This is a genomic window from Actinoplanes sp. NPDC026619, from assembly GCF_040638295.1.
GTDB lineage: Bacteria > Actinomycetota > Actinomycetes > Mycobacteriales > Micromonosporaceae > Actinoplanes.
In genome coordinates this window covers 1-4,198 of sequence record NZ_JBEZYA010000074.1, presented here as the reverse complement: position 1 = coordinate 4,198, position 4,198 = coordinate 1, and the positions used below count along the sequence as shown (strand labels likewise).

General features: G+C 65.0%; 4 protein-coding genes and 1 pseudogene. 4 read left to right on the top strand and 1 reads right to left on the bottom strand.

All coding sequences use genetic code 11. The features are described from left to right. The 3 genes and pseudogenes from AB0E90_RS51465 to AB0E90_RS51455 form a co-directional block, all read left to right on the top strand. Window positions 1-469 (top strand): annotated as a pseudogene (locus AB0E90_RS51465) (2-oxoacid:ferredoxin oxidoreductase subunit beta); the annotation flags it as partial. Between the two features lie 493 nt (window positions 470-962). After that, window positions 963-1,316, top strand: coding sequence for a hypothetical protein (locus AB0E90_RS51460; RefSeq protein WP_360421164.1), 354 nt, complete (start codon window positions 963-965; stop codon window positions 1,314-1,316). Window positions 1,317-1,318: 2 nt separating this feature from the next. Next, window positions 1,319-2,575 (top strand): MAB_1171c family putative transporter, encoded by a 1,257-nt coding sequence (locus AB0E90_RS51455; RefSeq protein WP_360421162.1) that lies wholly within the window; start codon window positions 1,319-1,321, stop codon window positions 2,573-2,575. A gap of 12 nt (window positions 2,576-2,587) precedes the next feature. On the opposite strand, the gene AB0E90_RS51450 is transcribed toward AB0E90_RS51455, so the two are convergent. Continuing rightward, a complete protein-coding gene (locus AB0E90_RS51450; protein ID WP_360421160.1) occupies window positions 2,588-3,019 on the bottom strand; it encodes a helix-turn-helix transcriptional regulator in 432 nt (143 codons plus the stop codon). Window positions 3,020-3,282: 263 nt separating this feature from the next. Between AB0E90_RS51450 and AB0E90_RS51445 the strand changes: the two genes are divergently transcribed. After that, on the top strand, window positions 3,283-4,050 hold the full coding sequence (locus tag AB0E90_RS51445) for an AfsR/SARP family transcriptional regulator (protein ID WP_360421158.1): 768 nt from the start codon (window positions 3,283-3,285) through the stop codon (window positions 4,048-4,050). Window positions 4,051-4,198: the final 148 nt, after the last annotated feature.

Below are 4,198 nucleotides of genomic sequence, written 5' to 3'. Positions count from 1 at the left end.
GCACCTGCAGTCGGTGCTCCGGGCCGCCGCCCAGCACGAGGGCAGCGCGTTCGTCGAGATCTACCAGAACTGCAACATCTTCAACGACGGCGCCTACGACCTGCTCAAAGATCCGGCCGGCCAGGAGGATCACCTGATCCGGCTCGAGCACGGCCGGCCGGTCACCTTCGGCCGGCAGGGTCAATGGTCGGTGGTGCCGGGCGGCTTCGGCCTGCAGGTGCAGGAGGGCGGCGAGGCGCTCGTCCACGACGCGACCGTGGCCGACCCGGCCTATGCCTTCGCCCTGAGCCGCCTCTCCGGCTCCGACCTGAGCACCACCCCGATCGGCGTCCTCCGCGACGTGCGCCGCCCGACCTACGACGAGGTCGTCCGCAAGCAGGTTGCCGACGCGCAGGCACAGACCACCGGGACGCCCGCCGAACTGTTGAACGACTTGCTCAATGCGCGCGACACCTGGACTGTCCTCTGAGGACCTGGCAATTTACGGACAATCCTCTGTCAAGTTTCAGAAATGTTACGGCGATTTTAACGATTTGGATCGCGAGCCCAGGAATCTCTGTCGTCCGCATGATGGATTCGGATACGTCGAAGTACCCGAAAGTCGATCATTAGATATTGACGAACAATATTGTTGTAGGTTTGATTATTGCTGGTTAGAGGGCCTATGAGATCCTCATCATAGATCAACAAGCCTCGATCGCCCTGTTGACTCCCGGGGTTGTCGTAGTACGATCGCCCACGGCGAGGGTTGAAGTCTCGACTCGTCGCAGACTTCGGCGCAGGCTAACGATTCGGGGGAGTCGATGCGCGATCTATGGAAATCCTGTGAACGGCGCTTACGAAAAGTGGGCGTTCCATATCCATTTGATCTCGACAAATTCTGTGCTCAAATCGAACGTAGTCGTGGCCGTCGCCTATTAATCCAGCCGGCGCCCTGGCTGACATCCGGCGCTCCATGCGGGATGTGGCTTTCCACGCGCAGTTCCGACTACATCTTTTTCGAGTCCGAGACGTCTCGGTTTCACGCCGATCACATCATTCTGCACGAGCTCGGTCACCTGCTGAGCGGCCACCAGATGGGCATCCGGGACGGCGGCGAGGCACTCTCCGGCCTGCTGCCGAGTCTCGACCCGAGCACCATCAAACGGGTGCTCGGCCGGGTCAGCTACACCACCGACCAGGAGAAGGAGGCCGAGACCATGGCCTCGATGATCCGCAGCCTCCCGGGCTATTCGGGCGACTGGGCGGGCGGGCCACACAAGAGCGACCTCGATCAGATCTCCGAAGTGCTGAACTATACGGCCTTCGACGCGTGACCATGGCAGCGGCGTTCAAGGTAACTCTCTTCATCCTGCTCTGGGGCACCGTTCTGCTGCGCATCCCCACGCTTCGGATGGGGCCGAAACAGCGAGCGATGTTCCTCATCTTCCTTTGCGTCGCGGCGGCCACCACGATGGCGAACACGCCGATCGACGCGTGGGTCGACCGAGCGACCGGAAACCGGGATTGGGCTGTCGTCGCCCGTCACATGTTCGGTGTGCTCTGTGCCGTTTCCTTGTTGCGACTGGTCTCTCTCATCACCGGTTCATACCTGCGCGTGCCCCGCCTGCGGTTATCTCAGCAGGTGGTCGGCGCGCTCGTCGCGGCCACCCTGATCACGCTCAATCTGATCTCGGGTGACGGTGTCCGGGCATCGCCCGCCGATGTCCTGCAGGCCGGCACCTTTTCCCCGGTCGTCGTTTCCTACTGGCTCACTCTCGAAATCTATATGGCCTATGTGCTGACCTCTGCGACCAGGTTGGCCTGGCGGGTCAGCAAAAAGTCCGCGCCCGGGCTGTTGCAGTCCGGGTTGCGAATGGTAGGGCTGGGCACCGGGCTCGTTCTGACCTACGGCCTTTACAAGGCCGGGTACCTCATCGCCGAGATCTCCGGGCTCCGCCTCGACCAGGAAACGGTGCTCACCGTCGCGGACGGCATCTTCAAGATCGCGCTGGCGCTGATGGCGATCGGAGTGGCGCTCCCGACGGCGGCCATGCTGGCGACCTCCCTGCGCATCGCCCGGCTGTTGCGCGGTCTCGCGCCGTTGTGGCGCGTCATGCGCGACCGGTTCCCCGAGATCGTGCTTGCGCACACCTGGTCACCGATGCCGGTGTCGAGCCCCGCGGCCCTGCTTCACTTCCGGCTCAACCGCCGGGTCATCGAGATCCGCGATGGCATGCTCAAGCTCCGGGAGTACGTTCCGGCCCACATCGCCGACGACGCGCGACGCTATCTGCTTGACCATGGCGCCGTCGAGAGCCGAGTGCCGGCGCTGGTGGAGGCGTGCTGGATGGAGGTCGCGCTCCGGCGCCAGGCGAGCCACGTCGTCGTCAAGACGAAGGGCTCGCCCGGGGTGGAAGGCGGCGCCAATGTCCAGGAAGAGGCCAACTGGCTGGCGCAGCTCACCGAGGCGTGGCGATATTCGTCCTGGCCGGGGGCCTTCGCCTGGTGGTGGGAGGAGCAGTGCGGCACCGCGTCCGAGCACGGGGCGGAGCCGGCCGAGCGGCTGCCGGACGATGCGCACCACAAGTCGTGACGCCCGGCGTGGTCACTTCTCCTCGGGCCGGGGGCCATTTTCCAACTCCCACACCTTGCGCACCATGTGCGAGATGGTCTCGCGGCTGTCCGCCGTGAGAGCCGCGGCGCGCAGGGCGATCTCCGTGACGCCGGCCTCCCGGATCGCGGAGAGCAGCTCCAACTCGGACTCGACCTTCGACGTCTCCCGGTCGTTGAGGAAGTACGCGACCGGCACGCCGAAGAACTTGGCTATCGCGGAAAGGTGCTGGATCGTCGGGTTCTCCCGGCGACCGGTGCGCAGCTGCCAGATGTAGGTGTGCGAGATCGACACCCCCTGCTGTTCCTGGATGGCCTTGGCCACCGCACTGTAGGTGAACTCGTTCCGGCCGTTCTCCCGGATGCGGGTGAACAACCGATCCAGCTTTTCGGCGACCGAGAACGGCTCGGCGGAGCTGTCTTCCATGGCGCTCCTATATCAACTGATGATTGCTGAGACTGTACCTTACGTAAGCTGTGGTTGACCGTACCACCAACGACAGTTACGCTCAGAGAGTCACCTGATAGCTGAGATTTATGACCGGCGGCGAGCGACGGGGCTGAGCCGGCCGGCGCATCAGGCTTATGGATCCTCAGGCCGGGCTCGAGACGGCCGACGAGGGTCGGCCAAATTTCTATGTGGCAGCTGGGGGATCTGTGCGATACGAGATTTTGGGCTCGGTTCGCGTCGTGGATGGAGAATCGGCGCTGCACATCAGTGCGCGAAAGATAGAGATTCTGCTGGCCACCCTGTTGATCAAACGCAACGAGACGGTCTCGACGGATCAGATCGTCGGTGAGGTCTGGGGCGAGCATCCGCCTAATCGGGTGCGCGCCTCGCTGCACGTCTACATCTCGAAGTTGCGCAAGCTCTTGCAGGCCAGGGGCGGGCCGGACAGCCGGATCGTGACCCGCTCGTCGGGCTATTCGTTGCTCGTGGGCTCCGACGAACTCGATGTGTGTGAGTTCGAGCAGAAGGTGGCCCAGGGCAAGGCGCGCACCGCGGCCGGGCAGCACGAAGAGGCCATCGTCGCCTTCGAGGCGGCCCTGGCGCTGGTGCGTGATCCGGTGCTCAGCGACGTGGGGGATGGCGTCATCCTCAGCAGTTTCGCGAAGTGGGTGGAGGAGGTGCGGCTCGAGACGATCGAGCTGATGGTCACCTCGCACCTGGCCCTGGGGCGCAACCGGGAGCTCGTCGGCCTCCTCTCCACGGTGATCGTGACCTATCCGCTGCACGAGGAGTTCTACTGGCAGCTGATGCTCGCGCTGCACCGTTGCGGGCGCCGGGCGGACGCGTTGAAGGTCTATCAGTCCGCCCGCGAGACCCTGCAGCGTGAGCTCGGCCTGGAGCCGTGCCGGGCGCTGCGTGACCTGCAGTACAGCATCCTGGCGGCCGACGGCGAGGAACCTCGCTGGGGGCTGCGCGGGGTCTCTGCACAGCTGCTGACGGCGCGATAGCCGGGTCCGGCCGCCACCGGGCAACTCGGCGGGGGGGGGGGGGGGGGGCCCCCCCCCCCCCCCCCCGGGGTGAGCCAGGGAGTTGACGGAGTAGTGGTGTCGGGGGGGAGGCGGGGGGGCACCCCCCGCCCACAAGGCCCCCCGCGCG